Source organism: Bradyrhizobium symbiodeficiens (assembly GCF_002266465.3).
GTDB classification, from domain to species: Bacteria; Pseudomonadota; Alphaproteobacteria; order Rhizobiales; family Xanthobacteraceae; genus Bradyrhizobium; species Bradyrhizobium symbiodeficiens.
Genome location: NZ_CP029427.2, coordinates 4,435,493 through 4,449,540 on the forward strand (window position 1 = coordinate 4,435,493; position 14,048 = coordinate 4,449,540).

Sequence of the window (14,048 nt, forward strand, 5' to 3'; positions counted from 1 at the left end):
AACGCCATGGCCAACCTCCGCACGACATCCGCCGCCACCCTGCTGGTCACGCTGGCGCTCGCAGGCCCGCCTGCGCGCGCCGAGATCAAGGGCGATGCCATCCGCATCGGCGTGCTCACCGACATGAACGGTGTGTTCGCAACCGCGATGGGCCCGGGCTCGGTCGAGGCCGCGCGGATGGCCGCGGAGGAGTTCGGCGGCAAGATCAACGGCAAGCTGATCGAGATCCTGCAGGCCGATCACCAGAACAAGCCGGATCTTGCGGCCTCGCTCGCCCGCAAATGGTTCAGTGAGGGTGTGCAGGCCATCGCCGACGGCGGCAGCTCCGGCGCCGCGCTCGCGGTGCAGGAGCTGGTGCGCGGTAACGGCAAGATATTCCTCGTCTCCGGCGCCGGTGCCAACCAGCTCACCGACGAGGCCTGTGCACCGACCAGCGTGCAATGGACCCAGGACGCCTATTCCACGGCGACTGCCGTCGTCTCCGGCATCATGCAGACCAGCAAGGAGCCGTGGTTCTTCATCACCGGTGATTATGCCTTCGGCCATTCGATCGAGGCGACGGCACGCGCGCGCATCGGCGAGCTCGGCGGCAAGGTCGCAGGCAGCGTCAAGGCGCAGCTCGGCACCCCCGACTATTCATCGTTCCTGCTTCAGGCGCAGTCCTCGGGCGCCAAGATCCTCGCGATCAACGTCGCCGGCGACAATGCCACCGCGATCAAGCAGGCGGAGGAATTCGGCCTCGCGGCGCAAGGCATGAAGATCGTGCCGATGTCGTTCCAGAACGTCGATATCGCAGCGGTCGGGCTGAAGGCGACGCGCGGCGATCTCATCGTCACCTCGTTCTTCGAGGACGTCTCGCCGGCCGCCCGGAAATTCTCCGACGCCTTCTATGCGCGTCGCAAGGCGATGCCCTCGCAGATCCAGGCCGGCGTCTATTCCGCCGTGCGCCATTATCTGCAAGCCATCAAGGACACCGATTCCGACGACAGCGCAGCCGTGATGGCGAAGATGAAGGCGACGCCGGTGTCGGATGCCTACACGCCCAAAGGCCACATCCGCGAGGACCAGCGCATGGTGCACGACCTCTACCTGGTGCAGGTCAAGACGCCCGAGGAATCCAAAGGCCCCTGGGATTTCGTCAAGCTGGTCGCGACGATCCCGCCCGACCAGGCCTTCCGTCCGCTCGACCGCAGCAAGTGCGGTTTGGTGGGGAAGTAGAGCGTTTTCAAGCGAAGTAGATACCGGTTCGCGTGAAGAAAACGCGTTAAACTAACACCTGAAGCACCATTCCGTCGGAACGGTGCTTCAGCGCTCAGGCCAGATACTGCACCACATAACCTTGCATCGCATAGAGCGCGCAGAGCGCCAGGCTCGACCACACCGCGGCGCTGAAATACAGGAACATCCAGGTCAGCTCGCCCTTCCAATGGGCGATGTCGTGGGTCACCACCCAGCGCGTCGAGACGTCGTGCAGGCCTTCGAGGAAGCCAAGGAACCTGTTGCCCTCGGCGTGCCCGGCCCGCCAGCGGCTGAGATACATGGGAACGTCGACGGTGACGAGGAAGGCGAGGAAGCAGGCGATGCCGACGATGCCCGACATCAGCGCCCAGCGCACCACGCCCTGGAATTCCGGCATCAGGCGGCACAGCGCGAGGCCCGCGAGGAAGAAAGTCACCGCCCACAGCGAGTTCTCGATCGCGTTGTAGAGAAAATTCGTCGTCACCACCGCGTACCAGGAGAAGCACTCCGCGATGATGATGATGGGCACGATCACGAGCGCGATGTTCACCGCGGTCTCCGCGCCCGTCATCTTGCCGAGCTGATGCAGGATGATGGCCCATTGCGCGACGAAGCAGAGTTCGGCCACGGTCGCGACGGTGCGGCCGACGACGACGCTCGACAGCCAGGTGTCGAACAGGCAGATGCGCTGCACGTCGGCGCGCGGCAGGAACGAGCGGAACGCGCAGCCGAATACATAGCCGGCGCACAGCAGCAACATCAGCCCGATGTCCGAGCCGCCGCTGAGGCTGCCCGCAGGCGTCGGGTAGAATTCGCGGTACAGCATGAACCACACCAGGATGTTGGCGCCGCTCACGAGCGTGAGGGATCCCCACCACCACGCGAGGGGATTTGACCGCGCCTGCCACTGCAACATGAACCGCTCCGAAAATTATCGATCTGACATGTCGTCGTAATAATCTTGTCACAGGAAGACATGCAATCACGACAAAAATCCGTGTGTTGGGCCCGCTCGGCGCGTCCTCCAACGGAAATATCGACGCGATATTGGTGTCCACATATCGGACAATTTTTTGATTTCTGTCGAATTTATTGGACAGACCCAATTTCGCCGTCTGATATTCGGGAATGGCCCCGAGAGATCTATCCAGACCGCGACATCCGCCCTCCTCCGCCGCCGCAGTGCTGGCGGAAAGCGTCGATGACGCCGCCTTCGCCACGACGCTGGCAAAGGGGCTGGTCGTGCTCGAGGCGTTCAAGGCCGGAAGCACATTGCTGGGCAACATGGAGCTGTCGACACTGACGGGCATCCCGCGGCCGACGGTGGCGCGGCTGACCCACACGCTGGCCGAGCTCGGCTACCTCCGCTACGACGCCGAGCGGGCCAAGTACCGCGTCGGTGCGCGGGCGCTGCGGATCGCCCATCCGCTGCTTGCCGGAATGCAATTCCGCCAGATGGCGCGGCCCATGATGCAGGAACTGGCGCTCAGCGTCCGCGGCACGGTCTCGATCGGCCTGCTCGACGCGACATCGATGATCTATGTCGAGACCGCGCGCTCCGGCGACGTCGGGCCGCACGCGCCCGACATCGGCATGCCGATTCCCGTAGTGATGACCGCCATGGGACGCGCCGCGGCAGCGACCTTGCCGCCGGCCGATTCAGAGCGGCTCGAACGGATCATCGCCGCCGAAGACGGCGAGCTGTGGTCGGCGTTTCGCGACAAATACCGGGCCGGCATCGCGCAATGCAAAAGCCGCGGCTTCGCCACCTGCTGGGGCGAGTACATGGCCTCGATCCATGCCGTTGCCGCGCCGCTGTTTCACGCGGGCGAATCGAGGCAGTCGTTCTCGATCAATTGCGGCATCCCCGCCTTCCGGCTCCAGCCGGGCCAGCTCGAGGCCGAGATCGGTCCGCGCATCGCCGCGCTCGCCGACAGCATCCGCGCCATCGTCGGACAGGCAGAGCTCGCGCCGCCGCGCAAGGCCAGGAAAATCACGAGCGGCAGGGCATAAGATGGCTGGTCCGCTCGAAGGTTTGAAGGTTCTCGATATCGCAACCATCATCGCCGCGCCCTTTGCCGCGACGCTGCTGGCCGACTACGGCGCCGACGTCCTCAAGATCGAGATGCCCGGGAACGGTGACGGCGTACGCTCGTTTCCGCCGTTCAAGGACGGCAAGCCGCTGTGGTGGAAGGCGGCCAATCGCAACAAGAAGTTCGTCACGCTCGATCTGCGCATGCCGGACGGACTTGCACTGTTCAAGCAGCTGCTTCCTCGCTTCGACGTGCTGATCGAGAATTTCCGTCCGGGAACGCTCGATCGCTGGGGCCTGTCGAGTGAGGTACTGTGGTCGATCCAGCCGCGCCTCGTGATCCTGCGCGCCACCGCCTTCGGGCAGGACGGGCCCTATCGCGAGCGGCCCGGCTTTGCCCGCATCTTCGAGGCCATGGGCGGGCTCACCTACATCACTGGCGAGAGCGACGGCGAACCGACCCATCCGGGATACCCGATCGGGGATTCGATCGGCGGCCTGTTCGGCGCCGTCGGCGTGCTCGCAGCGCTGTGGAAACGGGCGCGCGACCCCGATGCGCCCGGCGAGGAGATCGACCTTTCGCTGACGGAGGCGACCTTCCGCCTGCTCGACGTCCTCGCCATCGAGCACGACCAGCTCGGCACCGTTCGCAGCCGGATCGGCAATGCCAACGGCTATTCGGCGCCGGCCGCCGTGTTCCGCACCAGCGACGATCACTGGGTGACGCTGGCAGGGTCGACCAACGCGCTGTTTGCCGCGAACTGCCGGGCGATCGAACGGCCCGACCTGATCACCGACCCGCGCTTTGCCAGCAACGACCGGCGCGTCGCGCACGCTTCCGAGCTCAACGGCATCTTCGCCGGCTGGTGTGCCGCCCATCCCCTCGAAATGGTCCTCGCGCGATTCAATGCCGCGCAGGGCACGCTCGCTCCGATCTATTCGATCGACCAGATCGCCGACGACCCGCAGGTGAAAGCGCGCGAGGTCATCACCCGCGTCCCCGACCGGGATTTCGGCACGGTTGCGATGGCCAACGTCGTTCCGCGTTTCACCAATGATCCCGCGCAAATGCGCCACGCCGCCGGCAACGTCGGCCAGGACAACGACGAGGTGTTTCGCAACTGGCTCGGCCTTTCCGACCAAGAGGTCGAAAGGCTCACCGAGCGAAAGGTGATCTGAGCACAACAACAAGACCAATAAAAAGCAGACAAGAAAATAGGGAGGAAGAAGACAGTGACATCATTCAAGGTCACACGCAGAACCCTGCTGGGCACGCTCGCAGGCGGACTGGTCGCGGGCTCGAGCCTGACGGCCCAGGCCGAAGACGCATGGCCGACGCGCCTGGTACGGCTGATCTCGCCCTATGGACCCGGCGGCTCCAACGACATCTCGCTGCGCCTGCTGGCCGAAGAGTTCGGCCGCAGCTTGCGCCAGCAGTTCATCGTCGAGAACAAGCCGGGTGCCGGCACCCGCATCGCCAACGACATGGTCGCCCATGCACCGGGCGACGGCTACACCCTTCTCTACGTCGCGGCCCCCTACGCGACCGCCGAGGCGCTGTTCGGCAAGCTGACCTATGACCGCAAGGATCTGCAGCCGATCGCGATGGTCGTGGTCGCGCCGCTGTTCCTCATCATCAGCGCCGATGCGCCGTTCAAGACGCTCCCCGAGCTGATCGCCTATGGCAAGTCGAAACCGGACGGGCTGACCTTCGCCTCTCCCGGCGCCGGCTCGCAGCCGCACCTCGCCGGAGAGCTGCTGTTCCGCGACGCCGGGGTCAAGGGTCTCAACATCCCGTTCCGGGGCGATGCCGCCTCCTACACCGAACTGCTCGCCGGCCGCGTCGACGCCACGCTGACGGCGCTGCCGACCGCCCTGCCCTATATCCAGAGCGGCAAGTTCACCGTGCTCGGCGTCGCCTCGGCCGAGCGCAGCGCGCTCTATCCGCAGGCCCTGACCCTGCGCGAGCAGGGCTTTCCCAACGTGGCCGCCGCGGGCTGGTACGGCTTCATGGCGCCCGCCACGACGCCGCGCGCGATCGTCGACAAATTCCAGGCCGAGATTTTGCGCGCGCTCGCCGAGCCAGCGATCAAGGACAAGCTGACCGCCCAGGGCCTCGAAGTGCGTGCCGGCACCGGGGCCGAGTTCGGCCAGTTCATCGACGCCGAGACCAAGAAATGGACCAAGCTGATCCGCGATGCTGGTCTCAAGGGCGAATGACAATCGGGAAGGACCGGACATGACAAGCGTTTCTCTCAAACACATCGCAGCCTCCGCCTTGCTTCTCGCGCTGTCGATCTCAGCAGCGCAGGCGCAGAAGAAATACGATGTCGGCGCGTCCGACACCGCGATCAAGGTCGGCCAGACCGTGCCGCTCAGCGGCCCGGCCTCGGCCTATGCCGTGATCGGCAAGACCCAGGCCGCCTACATGAAGATGATCAACGACGAGGGCGGCGTGAACGGCCGCAAGGTCGAACTGATCCAGTACGACGATGCCTATTCGCCGCCGAAGACTGTGGAGCAGACCCGCAAGCTGGTCGAAAGCGACGAGGTGCTGCTGACGTTCCAGATCATCGGCACCGCGCCGAACGTCGCCGTGCAGAAATATCTCAACGCCAAGAAGATCCCGCAGCTGTTCGCGGCGACCGGCGCGGCGCGCTTCACCGATCCCAAGAACTTTCCCTGGACCATGGGCTTCAACCCCTCCTACCTCGTCGAGGGCCGGATCTACGCGCAATATTTGCTGAAGACCCATCCGAACGCCAAGATCGGCGTGCTCTACCAGAACGACGACCTCGGCAAGGATTATCTCGCCGGCCTCAAGGTTGGCCTCGGCGACAAGGCGGGGAAGATGATCGTGGCCGAGACGTCCTACGAGATCACCGAGCCGACCATCGACTCGCAGATCCTGCGGCTGAAGGATGCCGGCGCCGACGTGCTGTTCAGCGCCACGACGCCGAAGCAGGCGGCGCAGGCGATCAAGAAGGTCGCCGAGATCGGCTGGAAGCCGCTGCACATCATCGACATCAACGCCTCCTCGGTCAGCGCCGTGCTGAAGCCGGCGGGCCTGGAGAATTCCAAGGGCGTCGTCAGCGTCGGCTACGTCAAGGATGCCGCCGATCCCGAATGGAAGGACGATGCCGGCATGAAGCGCTACCTCGCCTTCATGGCGAAATACTACCCCGAGGGCGACAAGGATTCGAACCTGAACGTCTACGGGTACATCACGGCCCAGCTCCTGGTGCAGGTGCTGCAGCAATGCGGCGACGATCTGACCCGCGACAACGTGATGCGGCAGGCCGCCAACCTCAAGAACGTCGTGCTCGACCTGACACTGCCGGGGATCTCGGTCACGACCTCGCCGACCGACTACCGCGTCAACAAGCAGTTCCAGATGGTGCAGTTCGATGGCCAGCGCTGGCAGAAGCTCGGCGACATCGTGACCGACGAAGCCAGGGAGTGATGCGGCGCGAGGCCTAATTCCGCTGCGGCGCTCATCGCCCTCTCGCGAGGAGGCTGCCGCTGCGGATGTCGCCGTCGCGTTGATCGACATGGCGCTGATATTCGGAGATGGCCCGGTTGGCCATGCGGATCCGGTTCGTGTGCCCCTGCTCGACCATCGCGCTAATGCGTTGCGCCAGGAACACACAAGTCTCGAACTCCTCGCCGACGGCACCCGTGCGCAGCAGGAAATCCCAGGCGATCTCGTAGGCCTGTTCGGCGGCGGGGTTGCGGTAATCGCTGAAGATGATGTGCGTCATCATCAGAAAAGCCGGAGCAGCGCGATCGTTCCTTTTACGAGCGCCTTGCCGCACCGGGACATAAGAAACCACCGGCCGCCCTGGCGTGCCGGTGGTCCGTGTTGACAAGGATTGCGTGGCTACGCCGCCTGGCGCTGATGCGACAGGAACACCGGAAGCGCCTTGTTCGCCGCGCTCGGTATGGGTGATGCCGCCACTGCCGCGCTCAAACGGCACCACACTGCAGCGCTAAAGCGGAATTGGCTTCAAGTGTGCGAAGGCGGTCCCGGTCGCCGGGACCGCCTGGCTCCTCAACGCTTCATGCCCGCTACATAGGCCGCCAGCTTGTCCAGCGTCTGATAGCCGTATTCGACGGCGCCGAAGCCGATCATGCCGTCGCGTTGCGCGGTGCTCGATGCCAGCTGGCGCATCATCAGCACGGTCTTGCCGTTGCTCTGCTCGGCAAAGGTGACGGTGAAGCGGAACATGCCGGGATCCTCGTCCTGGTCGACGCCGTGATCCATCTCCATCAGCGACGGCCGCTCGATGCGGCGGAAGCGCATGCGGTTCGGATAGACCGTGCCGTCGGGGCCGATCATGTTGAAGCGCCAGACGCCGCCGACGCGGACGTCGATCTCGAAGGTCTCAACCTTGAACCCCTTCGGCCCGAACCATTGCGGCAGATGCTTCGGGTCGGACCACGCCTCGAACACCAGATCGCGCGGCGCGTCGATCACGCGCGACATCACGATCTCGCGGTCGAGCGACCATTGCGACAGAGCGGGATTGGCAGAACTCGTCATCATCAAGAACCTTTCCGTTTGGTTGTACGGGACGGCCGCCTGGCGGCCGCCCTCTCCTTCTCTTTCTTGAGCTTCATCACATAGGCCTCGAACCGGTCGAGCCGCGCCTCCCAGATCGCGCGCTGCTGCTGGAACCAGTCCTCCGCGCCGAGCAGCGCATCCGGGCTGAGGCGGCAGGTGCGCACGCGGCCGGATTTCTCCGACAGCAGGAGCCCGCTCGTCTCCAGCACATGGATGTGTTTCATGAAGCTCGGCAGCGCCATGTCGAAGGGATCGGCGAGCTCGCCGACGGAGGCCTCGCCGCCACACAGCCGCATCACGATCGCCCGCCGCGTCGGATCGGCAAGCGCTGCGAAAACCTGGTCGAGGCGGGACAATTGGTTAGCCATGAGGCTAACTATAGACCCCGTCGTGCACCCGCGTCAATAATTGTTAGCCGACCAGCTAAGTGAATTCCGGATAGTGCATAATTCCAAGCTCCGAGTCTGCCAGCTTGGACCATAGGCTCTGGCCTTCACAACGGTCGCGGCTTGTCATTCCAGCGTCCGTTCTGTGAGCTGAACCAAGAAAGCCAGACGCCATAGTTTGGCTTGTCAAGCTGCCGCTTGATCTCCCCGATTAACGCTCCCAGATTCCGGTCCTCCGGCGTAATGATTGCGAGCCTTTCGGCGTAGCCCAGTGCCGCCTTCGCATCGTCTGTCGCGCGGTTGAACGAAACCAGAGCCGACAGCACATCCCTATCATTGGGATGGCGTTCCAGAGCTTCCTTTAGGACCTTCATTGCCTCGTCGGCACGCCCGCCGGAATGCAGTGCCACGGCGTAGACATAGGCGTAGCGCGAGCGATCAGGCTCTAATTCGGTTGCTCTCCGCAACTCGGCGAACGCCTCGTCGGGTCGCCTCATCCGGGTCAAGGTCAGGCCGAGCGCGTGATGCGCCGCCGCGTCGGCTGATGATGCCGCAATAGCCTTGCGGAGAACGCTTTCGCCGTCGCCGTCGCGGCCAATTTGGCGATAGAGGTCGGCCAGATTGATCGCTGCTGTCGCGTATTGCGGGCTGAGTTTCAGCGCCGCCTTGTACTCGGCTTCGGCATCGGCGGTCTGCCCCCGTTGAGATTCTCGTTTCGCGGCTCAGAGCAGCGGCGCCTACCGAAGCGGTTCAACCTTCGCAGCCATATCGGGCGCACGGCTCACCCGATAATTCGCGTTACTGCATTTGAGGACCCAGACGGCATGATCGGGTTTGGAGCGCCTTGCGTCTCGCGTCGCTCCGAGCGACTTCTCGCAGACAAAGCCTTGCGAACGGATTTGCGCGGCGAGCATGCTTCGCACGGTCTCGCCGTCACCCTGCGCGCAAACTGCGCCGGGAGCCAGGACGGCGGCCAGCATGAGTGCCGGGATGCCCGTCGGACGACCGATTTTCATGATTTCCTCCAAATGCGCCATCGAGTGAGAAGGGGCTCCGAAGCGCCCCTTCCGAGCCGTTACGCGATGCATCACTGCAAGCACGTTTTTACGAACTGGATACGTTCAATCGGACCGAGCTTTTTCGCATCAGCCCGCTTGCGGCAATCCTCTCTCTTGTCGAACCGCGCTTCCAGTTTCTGCACGACGGTCAGGTCTTCCGAGACCGGACCGTCCGCCGCGGCCCTCATTGCGCCCTCGAACTTCTTGATGTCCTCCGGAGACAATTTCGGCCGATCGAGCTTGAGCGTGAGCTTGTTCAGCTTCGCAGTCAGCGCGAACGGCGGCTTGTAATCGGCGTCGTTGACGCCCGTCAACGTGTCGGAACCGATATCGAAGCTCTCGTCCCATTGAAGGATCATGGGCAGGGTCTTTTCCATCTTCTTGGTGTCGACAACCTTGCCGTCCACCTTCAGAGTGCCGGTGCCGGAGGCGCCGACGCCGGAGAAATTGTTGAACGCCAGCGTGCCCGGGCCCAATCCGTCGTATTTGAACTCGAACTCGACCATGTGCTTGCCCGGCGCAAGCGTGTCCGCGCCTTCCCATTTGACGCGCTTGAGATCGACCAGATTCCACAACCAGACCGGCTTGCCGTTGAGCAGGTAAAAGCCGTAACCGCCGAAACGTCCTCCCGAGGTAAGGATCATTCCCTCTGCACCAGCTTGCGGCACCTCGATATCGGCCGTTACCGTGTAGGATGTGTTGAGCAACAGCGGCGAGTCGCCCTGCGGCAGGCCGACCATCGGCTGGGTGTACACGAATTCCGTACGCCCCGCGGTGATGTTTGGTCGCGGCGCAACGATGCGTGCCGCGACCGACGCGTCCATCGGGAATACCTGGTATTTCTTCGCCTCACCGAGGAACTGGGCCCTCATCTCCTTGACCTTGTCCGCGTTCTTGGCGGCAATGTCGGTGGATTGACTGAAGTCGGCGTTCAAATTGTAGAGTTGGAACACCTGGTTGTTCAGCGGATCCGGATTGGCTGGACCGAACGCTTCCCATGGTGCTCGATTGACCTTGGTGCTGAGCATCCAGCCATCCTTGTAGAGCGCCCATTGGCCCATCATTTCGAAATACTGGGTCGAATGGCGCGACGCCACCTTGGCATTCTTCGCATCGAAGGTGTAGATGAAGCTGGTGCCCTCGATCGGCTTTTGCTTGATGCCGTCGACGACTTCGGGCGCATTGATGCCCGCCGCTTCGAGAATGGTCGGCACGACGTCGATGACGTGCACGAACTGTTCGCGCAAACCGCCCTTGTCCTTGATGCGCGCAGGCCACGACACCACCATGTTCTGATTGATGCCGCCGAGCCTCGAGGCATTCTGCTTGAACCAGTCGAACGGTGTGTCGAACGCCCACGACCAGCCGGCCGACATGTGGTTGTAGGTCTGCTCCGTTCCCCAGACGTCGTACCACTTCAGCTGGACTTCGGCGGACAATTTGTTGAGCCCGTTGAAGAACGCAACCTCGTTCGGCGTGCCCATAGGTCCGCCCTCGGCGCTGGTGCCATTGTCGCCGTTGATATAGATGATGAGCGTGTTTTCGAGCTTTCCCAGGTCCTGGAAGGACTGGATGACGCGACCGATCTCGTGATCGTTGTAGGCCGAGTAGGCGGCGAATACCTCAACCTGACGAATAAACAGCTTCTTTTCGTCGGCGCTCAGTTGGTCCCACGGCTTGAGCATGTCCGCGGGCCAGGACGCCAGCTTGGTGTCCTTCGGGATGACGCCCAACCGCTTCTGGTTCTCCAAGATGCGCTCGCGCAGCTTCTCGTAGCCATCGTCGAACAGGTGCATCGCGCCGATCTTGTCGACCCACTCCTTGGTCGGGTGGTGCGGTGCATGCGTGGCACCAGGCGCGTACTTGATCAAAATCGGCTTTTCCGGCTGGATCTGGTGCATCCGCGTCATGTAGTCGATGGCGTCGTCGGCCATCGCGGTAACCAGATTCCATGTGCCCGGCGGCTTTCCCTGGAACGGATAGATCTGGGTGGTATTGCGGAACAAGTTGGGCTGCCACTGGTTGGCATCGCCGCCGATGAAACCGTAGAAATATTCGAACCCCATGCCGGTCGGCCATTGATCAAACGGCCCGGATTGGCTGGCCGCAAAAGCCGGCACGTTGTGGTCCTTGCCGAACCACGCGGTGGCGTAACCATTATCCTTCAACATGCGGCCGATCGTGACCTTGTCGCGGTCGATGATGCTATTGTAGCCGGGGAAGCCGGTGGATTGCTCCGAGATGACTCCGAACCCGGCCGAATGATGATTGCGTCCGGTAATCAGCGCGGCGCGCGTCGGCGAGCACAACGCGGTGGAGAACATCCGATTGTAGCGCAAACCCTCATTGGCGATCCGATCCATTGTTGGCGTCGGAATCACGCCGCCAAATGTGCTCGGTACGCCAAAGCCGGAATCGTCGGTGATGATCAGCAACACGTTGGGCGCACCCTTCGGCGGGACGACACGCGGGGCCCACCAGGGCTTCGACTGCAGCGCATCATCCTTGATCTCCCCGCCGAACTTCTGGTCGGGCGGCGGAAGCTGCTTTCCATCGATCGGTCTCGTTGCGCCCGGCGAGCCCTGCGGTGACGCAACTCGTTGCGCGAATGCTGGCGCTGAAATGGAAAATGCAAGTGCAAGCGCAGCGACCAACGATCGAGTGGAGTTCATTGCAATGCCTCCCCTGGAAAACGTCGGCCACTGTCGCTCTATCGCTTTTCCGTAACGTTGACGCAGATCAATACTGTAGTCGATGGATCGATGGCCCGCTGGAGCCATGGTTCGACAAGCCATGGCGACTTGGGAAAATCGAAATACAATAGTAGATTGAATTCATTACCAGCGAACCAAGCTCCGGTTTCAACGCCGGGGCTTCGCGGGGAGCGATATGTCACTTGCTGGATGGCGCGCATTCATTGCAGCGGCCGCTGCTGTTGCTTCGGTCTCGCCTCAAATCGCCCGCGCAGACGAGAGCGGCATTTCGTTCTGGCTGCCGGGCTCATACGGTAGCCTTGCCGCAACGCCGGCCACGCCGGGCTGGTCGTTGGCTACCATCTACTATCATACGAACGTGAACGCCTCGGGCGGCGCCGCAGCGGTGCGCGAGTTCAGGTTGGAAGATTTTCCCCGACCGTGAACGTCGATCTCAACCTGTCCCTGCGCGGCCAGGCCGATCTGATGTTCATCGCACCGACCTATACCTTTGCGACGCCGGTACTCGGTGGCGCTAGTTGTCGGCAACGCTGGCCAGCGTCTATGGCAGAAATTCCGCGAGCATAGCCGGCACGTTGACGGCCGCCGTTGGGCCGATCGTCACCACGCGCAACGGATTCCTCGAGGACGCGCTCGTTTCCTACGGCGATCTCTATCCGACCCTGAAGCTGAAGCGGAATAACGGCCTTCACAATTACATGGTCTAAGGCGCCGGTGATATCCCGTCGGCGACTAAAATCCGAACCGGCTGGCCAATATTGGCATCGGTCATGGCGCCATCGACTTCGGCGGCGGCTACACCTATTTGAATCCGACGTCAGGCACGGAATTCGTGGCCTGACCTATAATTTCAAGAACCCCGACACCCAATACCAAAGTGGCATCGATTTCCATCTGGACTGGGGCGTGTCGCAGTTTCTGTCCAAGCAGGTTTTCGTCGGCTTCGTTGGTTACGCCTATCAGCAGGTCACTGACGACTTCGGCCAGCCGGCCGTTCTCGGCAGCTTCCGCTCGCGCGTTCTCGGCGTGGGTCCGCAGATCGGGTACATTTTCCCGATCGGCAGCAATCAGGCGTTTCTCGGTCTGAAGGGCTATGGCGAATTCGACGCGGCGAACCGGCCGTCGGGCTGGAACACCTGGCTGACGTTCTCGATCTCTGAAGCCGCGCCCGCAAGCGCGGTGGCTCCGACCCGCCACAAGGTGTCGAAGTAGATAATCATCGACCTCTCGCCTGCCTCAGACCGAGCGCGTCAGCCCGCCGTCGACGCGGATGTTCTGGCCGGTGATATAGGCAGCGCCCTCGGAGGCCAGGAACGCGATCGTCGCGGCGATCTCCTCGACCTTGCCGTAGCGCTTCATCGGCACGCTGTCGCGGCGCGAATCCTGCTGCGGCAGGCTGTCGATCCAGCCCGGCAGGACGTTGTTCATGCGGATGTTGTCGGCCGCATGGGCGTCGGTGAAGATCTTGGTGAAGGCGGCGAGCCCTGCGCGAAACACCGCCGAGGTCGGGAACATCGCGCTCGGCTCGAACGCCCAGGCCGTCGAGATGTTGATGATCGCGCCACCCTTTTGCGCCTGCATGATCGGCGTCACCAGCCGGGTCGGACGGATCACGTTCAGGAGATAAGTGTCGAGGCCGGTTTGCCACTGCTCGTCGGTAATCTCGGTGATGGGTGCACGCGGCCCGTGGCCGGCGCTGTTGACGAGCACGTCGATCCGTCCCCACTTGGCCATGGCGCCGTCGACGAGGCGCTTCACATCGTCATTCTCCTTGTTGGAGCCGGTGACGCCCAGCCCGCCGAGCTCGGCCGCGAGCGCCTCGCCCTTGCCGGAGGACGACAGGATCGCGACGCGAAACCCGTCCGCCGCCAGCCGCCGCGCAGCCCCTGCCCCCATGCCGCTGCCGCCGGCGGTAACGAGCGCAACCTTCTCTGATGCCATGACCGATCATCCCTTCAGTTGAGGCGAGCCGCAGGCTCGGCCTATCATGCGGCCTTCTACAGCCAGACCTGTCGGCAGGTCCATGGTCGAAAGCATCCGTCATGAGCAACCCGA

15 protein-coding genes are annotated in these 14,048 nt (G+C 63.1%); 7 read left to right on the top strand and 8 right to left on the bottom strand.

The features are described 5' to 3' along the window. Window positions 1-6 precede the first annotated feature (6 nt). Window positions 7-1,218 carry an ABC transporter substrate-binding protein gene (locus CIT39_RS20675; protein WP_094971917.1) on the top strand — a complete coding sequence of 404 codons (1,212 nt, stop codon included), beginning with the start codon at window positions 7-9 and terminating at the stop codon, window positions 1,216-1,218. A 94-nt stretch (window positions 1,219-1,312) separates the two neighbouring features. Here the strand turns inward: CIT39_RS20675 and CIT39_RS20680 are convergent, their stop codons facing one another. Next, complete coding sequence (locus CIT39_RS20680) at window positions 1,313-2,155, bottom strand: hypothetical protein (protein WP_094971918.1); 843 nt, start codon at window positions 2,153-2,155, stop codon at window positions 1,313-1,315. 212 nt (window positions 2,156-2,367) lie between these two features. On the opposite strand from CIT39_RS20680, the gene CIT39_RS20685 reads away from it, so the two are divergent. Genes CIT39_RS20685 through CIT39_RS20700 form a run of 4 tightly spaced genes read left to right on the top strand, consistent with a single transcriptional unit; the run spans window position 2,368 to window position 6,734 of the window. Continuing rightward, on the top strand, window positions 2,368-3,252 hold the full coding sequence (locus CIT39_RS20685) for an IclR family transcriptional regulator (RefSeq protein WP_094971919.1): 885 nt from the start codon (window positions 2,368-2,370) through the stop codon (window positions 3,250-3,252). A gap of 1 nt (window position 3,253) precedes the next feature. Further along, window positions 3,254-4,450 (top strand): CaiB/BaiF CoA transferase family protein, encoded by a 1,197-nt coding sequence (locus tag CIT39_RS20690; RefSeq protein WP_094971920.1) that lies wholly within the window; start codon window positions 3,254-3,256, stop codon window positions 4,448-4,450. A gap of 54 nt (window positions 4,451-4,504) precedes the next feature. Continuing rightward, window positions 4,505-5,491, top strand: a complete 987-nt coding sequence (locus tag CIT39_RS20695) for a Bug family tripartite tricarboxylate transporter substrate binding protein (RefSeq protein WP_094971921.1) — start codon at window positions 4,505-4,507, stop codon at window positions 5,489-5,491. A gap of 19 nt (window positions 5,492-5,510) precedes the next feature. Further along, window positions 5,511-6,734: an ABC transporter substrate-binding protein gene (locus tag CIT39_RS20700; RefSeq protein ID WP_094971922.1), complete on the top strand. Its 1,224-nt coding sequence runs from the start codon at window positions 5,511-5,513 to the stop codon at window positions 6,732-6,734. A gap of 31 nt (window positions 6,735-6,765) precedes the next feature. Here the strand turns inward: CIT39_RS20700 and CIT39_RS20705 are convergent, their stop codons facing one another. The 6 genes from CIT39_RS20705 to CIT39_RS20730 all read right to left on the bottom strand — a co-directional run bounded on the left by CIT39_RS20705 (window position 6,766) and on the right by CIT39_RS20730 (window position 11,951). Continuing rightward, the gene (locus CIT39_RS20705; RefSeq protein WP_414645224.1) at window positions 6,766-7,035 is read right to left on the bottom strand and encodes a hypothetical protein; all 270 of its coding nucleotides are present in this window, start codon (window positions 7,033-7,035) and stop codon (window positions 6,766-6,768) included. Window positions 7,036-7,322: 287 nt separating this feature from the next. Continuing rightward, window positions 7,323-7,814: an SRPBCC family protein gene (locus CIT39_RS20710; protein WP_162308910.1), complete on the bottom strand. Its 492-nt coding sequence runs from the start codon at window positions 7,812-7,814 to the stop codon at window positions 7,323-7,325. A 2-nt stretch (window positions 7,815-7,816) separates the two neighbouring features. After that, window positions 7,817-8,203, bottom strand: coding sequence for an ArsR/SmtB family transcription factor (locus tag CIT39_RS20715; protein WP_094971924.1), 387 nt, complete (start codon window positions 8,201-8,203; stop codon window positions 7,817-7,819). A gap of 125 nt (window positions 8,204-8,328) precedes the next feature. After that, window positions 8,329-8,880 (bottom strand): tetratricopeptide repeat protein, encoded by a 552-nt coding sequence (locus CIT39_RS20720; RefSeq protein WP_094971925.1) that lies wholly within the window; start codon window positions 8,878-8,880, stop codon window positions 8,329-8,331. Between the two features lie 78 nt (window positions 8,881-8,958). Further along, window positions 8,959-9,237 (bottom strand): hypothetical protein, encoded by a 279-nt coding sequence (locus CIT39_RS20725; RefSeq protein WP_162848660.1) that lies wholly within the window; start codon window positions 9,235-9,237, stop codon window positions 8,959-8,961. A 71-nt stretch (window positions 9,238-9,308) separates the two neighbouring features. Beyond that, entirely contained in the window at window positions 9,309-11,951 is a 2,643-nt protein-coding gene (locus CIT39_RS20730; protein ID WP_094971926.1) for an arylsulfatase, read from the bottom strand. A gap of 560 nt (window positions 11,952-12,511) precedes the next feature. Between CIT39_RS20730 and CIT39_RS20735 the strand changes: the two genes are divergently transcribed. Both CIT39_RS20735 and CIT39_RS20740 read left to right on the top strand, forming a co-directional pair. Next, window positions 12,512-12,700, top strand: coding sequence for a hypothetical protein (locus CIT39_RS20735; RefSeq protein ID WP_334272997.1), 189 nt, complete (start codon window positions 12,512-12,514; stop codon window positions 12,698-12,700). A gap of 7 nt (window positions 12,701-12,707) precedes the next feature. Further along, on the top strand, window positions 12,708-13,205 hold the full coding sequence (locus CIT39_RS20740; protein ID WP_334272998.1) for a SphA family protein: 498 nt from the start codon (window positions 12,708-12,710) through the stop codon (window positions 13,203-13,205). Window positions 13,206-13,229: 24 nt separating this feature from the next. On the opposite strand, the gene CIT39_RS20745 is transcribed toward CIT39_RS20740, so the two are convergent. Further along, the gene (locus CIT39_RS20745; protein WP_094971927.1) at window positions 13,230-13,934 is read right to left on the bottom strand and encodes an SDR family oxidoreductase; all 705 of its coding nucleotides are present in this window, start codon (window positions 13,932-13,934) and stop codon (window positions 13,230-13,232) included. Window positions 13,935-14,048: the final 114 nt, after the last annotated feature.

What these genes read in the sequence shown, in the direction of transcription:
- CIT39_RS20675 (WP_094971917.1), top strand. Translation starts at nt 7, where the DNA reads ATGGCCAACCTCCGCACGACATCCGCCGCCACCCTGCTGGTCACGCTG.
- CIT39_RS20680 (WP_094971918.1), bottom strand. Translation starts at nt 2,155, where the DNA reads ATGTTGCAGTGGCAGGCGCGGTCAAATCCCCTCGCGTGGTGGTGGGGA.
- CIT39_RS20685 (WP_094971919.1), top strand. Translation starts at nt 2,368, where the DNA reads ATGGCCCCGAGAGATCTATCCAGACCGCGACATCCGCCCTCCTCCGCC.
- CIT39_RS20690 (WP_094971920.1), top strand. Translation starts at nt 3,254, where the DNA reads ATGGCTGGTCCGCTCGAAGGTTTGAAGGTTCTCGATATCGCAACCATC.
- CIT39_RS20700 (WP_094971922.1), top strand. Translation starts at nt 5,511, where the DNA reads ATGACAAGCGTTTCTCTCAAACACATCGCAGCCTCCGCCTTGCTTCTC.
- CIT39_RS20705 (WP_414645224.1), bottom strand. Translation starts at nt 7,035, where the DNA reads ATGATGACGCACATCATCTTCAGCGATTACCGCAACCCCGCCGCCGAA.
- CIT39_RS20710 (WP_162308910.1), bottom strand. Translation starts at nt 7,814, where the DNA reads ATGACGAGTTCTGCCAATCCCGCTCTGTCGCAATGGTCGCTCGACCGC.
- CIT39_RS20715 (WP_094971924.1), bottom strand. Translation starts at nt 8,203, where the DNA reads ATGGCTAACCAATTGTCCCGCCTCGACCAGGTTTTCGCAGCGCTTGCC.
- CIT39_RS20725 (WP_162848660.1), bottom strand. Translation starts at nt 9,237, where the DNA reads ATGAAAATCGGTCGTCCGACGGGCATCCCGGCACTCATGCTGGCCGCC.
- CIT39_RS20730 (WP_094971926.1), bottom strand. Translation starts at nt 11,951, where the DNA reads ATGAACTCCACTCGATCGTTGGTCGCTGCGCTTGCACTTGCATTTTCC.
- CIT39_RS20745 (WP_094971927.1), bottom strand. Translation starts at nt 13,934, where the DNA reads ATGGCATCAGAGAAGGTTGCGCTCGTTACCGCCGGCGGCAGCGGCATG.